Origin of the sequence: Dietzia cinnamea NBRC 102147 (assembly GCF_001571065.1) — a bacterium.
Lineage (GTDB): Bacteria > Actinomycetota > Actinomycetes > Mycobacteriales > Mycobacteriaceae > Dietzia > Dietzia cinnamea.
Genome location: NZ_BCSW01000094.1, coordinates 1 through 5,089, shown reverse-complemented (window position 1 = coordinate 5,089; position 5,089 = coordinate 1). Strand labels below are relative to the sequence as shown.

Below are 5,089 nucleotides of genomic sequence, written 5' to 3'. Positions count from 1 at the left end.
GTCGACGAGAAGCGCTCTGGGCGTCCACGCACTTTTGATCATGTGGCGATCACCGCAGCCCTTCCATTGACGCCGCCGCCGAAGTCACTGGGGGACACGGGACATCAGATCCGGAAGTGCCTGTAGAGTTTCACGCGGTAACATTCGGCGAGTTGAAAGAAGCTTCGCTTTGAAGAAAATTGTCGGTGCCACGGTATCCATGTTGGTCGCGTCAAGCCTTCTGGCTTTGCCGCACGCAAACGCGCAGCTGCCTGCACTGCCGCAATTCTCGTCCATTGAAGACCTGATGACAGGCTCGGCAAATGGGCAGGTCCTCATCCAAGAGGCCCGTAATGCTCACGGGTAGCGGCTGACGGCTAACTGGAATGTGGCGACGGGCCAGGTGCAGTCTTTCGTGGACGGCAGGATGGTTCGTAACGAATCGATCGGTCAGCTGCGCCGAGAGTTCGAGATGCGCTACTTCGGGCGCATTCTCAGCGCCTCGGAGAACCCACCTTCCAATGTGACCGAGGCGGTTACGGGGATTCAGCCTGCAGCTGGTAAGGCCTGCTCTGACCTGCTCAATGCTGTCTCTATTGCGAACGGAATCCTCTGGGTCGCGGCGGGAGCGACGGCGGTTACAGTGGGTGGTGGACTCGTGGCCGGTGGTGCCGGGGTGGTCACCAGTGGAATCATCGGCGTTGCTGGCCGCTACTGCTAAAGGGTAAGTGAGACCTACAGATAGGAGCGGGGATGCAAAATTTGGGAAGCATTCGTCCAATGGCTGTTTTTATCTCATCCACAATGCTGCTAGTCCTGTTCGCTGTGTTGTGGTACACAAGTATCGATAGCTCCAATGGAGTCATATCGCTATCGATAGGCCTTGGGCTGTTCCTCTCATTGTCCTGCGTGGCGCTCACGGCTCACGTCAATGAATGGAATCTCGCAGACAAAAAGATACTCTTGAGAACGGCCGGCCTTCTTACGTTCTCAACTATCTCTTTGTCAGTCGCCTTTAGCGTGATTGCTACGTAGCCAGTGATCGATCTTCGAGAGCTCACCCGTGTCAGACCTGCGTTGGGCCTCCCTAGCCTCGGCGTTTCACGCGGAGTTAGTGGCGCGGCCGGGGTGGTGAGATGAGAAGTGCTCCCGAACTGGGATGAAGCGACTTGTCCAGGGTCAGCGTCATCACAGTTCGAGGAGCACTGGCAGATAGGGCTTGTCGGTACCGCAGGTCCGGCGAGTTGGTACCGCTGTTCCGGCGACCCGGAACCGGCCCGTGCGCGAGGCGGGCCGGCACCGTCGGGGCCTATTCCCAGTAGCCGGTGGTCGCCCGGGCTTGGTCGTCGCGCTGTCGGCGCATGTCGACCTCGCCGAGGTTGATCTCGCGGGCATTGTTGGCCAGCCGGTTGACGATGGAGTCCGCAGCAACCCGATCAGGCAGCGCCTCGAGCCAGTACGCCGGCCGAGATTGGGAAGCGATCATCGTCGGCAGCCGGTGCTCCCGGTTGGCCAGCACGGCGAACAAGTCGTTGGCGGCTTCAGGATCGATGCCCACGGTGAGGAAGTCGTCGATGATCAGCAACTCCACGTCCGAGAGGTCATTGAGCATCTTCTGGTGCCGGATACCGTCACCGCGGGCGATGACCAGCCGCCGGGCGAGCTCGTCCATCCGGGCGTAGGTGACGGTGTGCCCGTTCTGGCAGGCCGCGATCCCGATCGCGCAGGCCAGGTAGGTTTTCCCGCCGCCGGTCGGTGAGAGGACCAGCAGGTTGGTGGGGTCTTGTCGCCAGTGGTGCCCGGCGTAGCGTTTCATCCGCACCGGGGTGATCCCGCGTCCTTCCTGGTAGTTGATCTCGGCGATCGAGGCCTGCGGGATCGGGAACTTCGCGGCGCGGATCAGCTTGTCGATCCGGTGGGCCTGGCGCTGATCCAGAGCGTCGTCGACGGCGGTGAGGAAGATCTGCTCCGGGGTGAGCTCGTCATTGGCCTCATCGCTGATCAGCTCCTCGAACCGGGTCGCCACGTGCGTGATGCGCAGGCTGCGGAACTTCTGATGATCGATCTCGGTGAACATCACACGCCCTCCCCGCTGCGGCCGCGCGCATAGTGATCGGCCGACCGGACTTGGATCGCACCGTCGTCTCGGGCCCCGGCCGGTGGCGGGGGCTTTCGAGTGGCCGCCGCCGGCACCACGGGCCGGGGCGCCTTGCCATCGGAGTCGATCGTGGCCATCACGCGTTTGAGCACGCTGTAACTGCCGGCACCGTTCTGGTTGAGCAGCACTTGGCAGGCCGCCTCGAGCCGCTGGCGACTCCGCTTGCCCAGAGTTTCGAGGATGTTCTGGCAGTCCAGATAGCCCTGCGCCTCGATCACGTGACGATCCAGGATCTGGGCGATCACCTGCTCGGTGGCGGGGCCGAACCCGCGGGCACGGTCGGTGAACCACTGACGCGACCAGAGCCCGTCGATGCCCTGATGCTGCTTCGGGGCGTGGGCGAGCACGGTGGAGTACTGGCCTTTGCGGCCGTAGCGGCGTAGGTGCTCGCAGACGACCTGATCGCCGTCGAAGATCGTCACCGACTGCGCGGTCAGCCGAACGCGCAGCAGCTGACCGGCGAAGGTGTACGGCACCGAGTAGTACTGCGAATCGCAGGACACGTGATAGTTCCGCCCGACCTTGAGCTGCTTCCACTCCACCGTGGCGAACCCGTCGTCAGGCAGCGCCGCCAGCAGCGGCGCTTCGTCGGATTCGAACCGCTCCCACCGGGTCGTACCGTCAGCCCGACGGATGGCGGTATTGATCTCCGCGACCCGTTCGTCGATCGCCGAGTTCAGAGCCTCGACGGTGGTCCACACCTCCTCGGCGAGATAACCGATGACGCGCTTGTTGACCACGTCCACGGCCGATTCCACGGCCGCCTTGTCGCGGGGTTTCCGGACCCGCGCCGGCACGATCGCCGTGCCGTAATGGTCGGCCAACTGCTGATAGCGGACGTTGACCGCCCTGGCCGCCTCACCCTTGGCCTGCCGATGGGTGGCGGTGGTCGGATTGTCGGGCACCACCATCTGCGGCGCTCCGCCAAAGAAGTCGAACGCCGCGACGTGCGCGTCGATCCAGGACGGCGACTTCATATCCGTGAAGCCGCGGCAGAACACCGCACCGGAATACGGCAGCACCCCCACGAACAAGTACAGCTTGGTGACCTCCCCGGTGACCGCGTCGAGGACCTCAAGGGTGTCACCGGCCCAGTCGACCAGCATCGTTCTGCCGGGTTCGTGATGCAGCGTCGCCACGACATCCTTGACCCGTGCGTGCTCGGCAAACAGGGCACAGTACTGCGAGTACCCGTACTTCTTGCCCGCCCCGGCGGGGTCGGCGAGGTACTTGCCCCACGCTTGCTGGATGGTGAAGTGCCGGTTGAACTTCATCGACGCCAGCACCCGATCAAAGTCCGGCTTGGTGTAGTCCTCCGAGACGCGTTTGCGCCCATCGGGGAACATCCCGGCGATCTCGGCCGGGTTCATCGACGACGCCTGGCCGGCGGTGATGCCGTACGCAGTGATCGTCTTCTTCACCGCCGCGAACACCCGACGGCGGCGACGATCTCGCTATAGCTATGCCCGGCCAGCGCCAAAGTCATGATGGCCTTGTAGTCGGCCACGTGAGCCTCCTCAAATAGGGAAAGACGGCGCAGTCGCGCCGCCTCACCTCGAGCAGACCACCCCACACGCCACGAGGAGTACCAAGTCGCCAGAATCGAAGTACCGGATCGCCAGACTACCGGTACCCACTGGCCCTATCTGCCAGAGCACTTCCAAGGTGAAGTCGAACGGGTCGGTCCGGCGGTTGCCGGTCAGTGCTGATGAGTGTGGCGTGGTCTCGCACGTCGGGTTGGCGATGCTGCGGGAGTTGGCCGAGCACACCGGCCTGGTCGAGGCGATCGATGATGCTCTGGAAGACTCCTATAGCGGTGCGTGGGCCCACTCGTCGGGACAGGTGCTGACCGATCTGGCCATGGCGGTCGCCGACGGCGCGGATCCGATCATCGGGATCCAGGTCCTGGGTGACCGTGAAGGCGTGTTCGGGCCGGTGGCCTCGATGCCCACCGCATGGCGGGTGCTGGACCGAGTCGACGCCGAGCATCTGCGCGCGTGCGTACAGCCCGGGCCGCAGCACAACAGGTGCCGTGGGCGGCAGGAGCCGGCCCGGACCTGGGCAAGGAACTGTGTGCATCGATCTGAACGCCACGATCACCATGGCCCACTCGGAGAAGAAGAACGCCGCCGCGACGTGTAAGCGAACGTTCGGCTTTCACCCATTGCGGGAGTTCTGGATCGTCCCGACATCGCTGGCGGGGAGACGCTTCGGGGATTACGGATGACCCCAACGATTCGTGCGACGAACACAATAGCCCAACCCACATCGTCGACCTCGTTGGGAAAGCTACGCGAGCAATAGTCGAGACCATGACGCTCGTTGACCAAATCGCAAAGGGCTCGCAGTTCGCATAGCCCTCAGCGTGGAGCGTTGCAGCGGGCAGGCCCTTCCATCGCGCGGTGGAAGGGCCCGCCTTGTGTCTCGAACTGCAACGGAGCAGCTGTCAGCTGGATTCGAGGCAGCCAGCCTGTTGAGAAATTCCCGCGAATCAATCGGCACCCCAGTGAGAAACTGACAGATTGTTTGAGAACCGTGTCGGTTGCCAACCGATCTGTCACTTTGAACCTGGCCGATCAGGTAGTTGTCACCGACTTGTCAGTCGCCGATTGTCACGAAGTTGGCAGGATCCTAGCTCCTGACAGCTAGTGACAACGGGCGCAGCACGACCGGCCTAGAGAGACTTTGTGCTGCCTCGCGATCGCCAAGGGCGACGACTCTCTGCGCGCCCTCGACCTCACTTTCCCTGGCTTTGATCAGCGCATCACCGAAGCAACCGATCGAAACGTGCTCGACACGATCTTCGACGCCGAAGGCGTGTCGTATCCGTGACCGGCAAGGAACGGTCACCCGAACTGGCGCCTGCGGTGTGTCCGGGCGCTAACTTCATGACCCATGAAGCAATGCGAGCCTCAACGCATCCTTGGATGGTTCCACCTTCCTGAAGACCGC

At 63.0% G+C, this 5,089-nt stretch carries 4 protein-coding genes; 2 read left to right on the top strand and 2 right to left on the bottom strand.

The features are described 5' to 3' along the window. The first annotated feature begins 406 nt into the window (after positions 1-406). The gene (locus DCI01S_RS17395) at positions 407-700 is read left to right on the top strand and encodes a hypothetical protein (RefSeq protein WP_156482645.1); all 294 of its coding nucleotides are present in this window, start codon (positions 407-409) and stop codon (positions 698-700) included. Positions 701-1,288: 588 nt separating this feature from the next. On the opposite strand, the gene DCI01S_RS15835 is transcribed toward DCI01S_RS17395, so the two are convergent. Both DCI01S_RS15835 and istA read right to left on the bottom strand, forming a co-directional pair. Next, a complete protein-coding gene (locus DCI01S_RS15835) occupies positions 1,289-2,056 on the bottom strand; it encodes an ATP-binding protein (RefSeq protein WP_061230107.1) in 768 nt (255 codons plus the stop codon). Then, positions 2,056-3,558 (bottom strand): IS21 family transposase, encoded by a 1,503-nt coding sequence (gene istA / locus DCI01S_RS15830; protein WP_244881768.1) that lies wholly within the window; start codon positions 3,556-3,558, stop codon positions 2,056-2,058. Before istA ends, DCI01S_RS15835 begins: the two co-directional genes overlap by 1 nt. Positions 3,559-3,892: 334 nt before the next feature. Here istA and DCI01S_RS15825 point away from each other — a divergent pair, with 334 nt between their 5' ends. Then, positions 3,893-4,279, top strand: coding sequence for a hypothetical protein (locus DCI01S_RS15825; protein ID WP_244881767.1), 387 nt, complete (start codon positions 3,893-3,895; stop codon positions 4,277-4,279). Positions 4,280-5,089 lie beyond the last annotated feature (810 nt).

Excerpts from the sequence above, each read along its gene's own strand:
- DCI01S_RS17395 (WP_156482645.1), top strand. The coding sequence starts at position 407 with ATGGTTCGTAACGAATCGATCGGTCAGCTGCGCCGAGAGTTCGAGATG.
- DCI01S_RS15835 (WP_061230107.1), bottom strand. The coding sequence starts at position 2,056 with ATGTTCACCGAGATCGATCATCAGAAGTTCCGCAGCCTGCGCATCACG.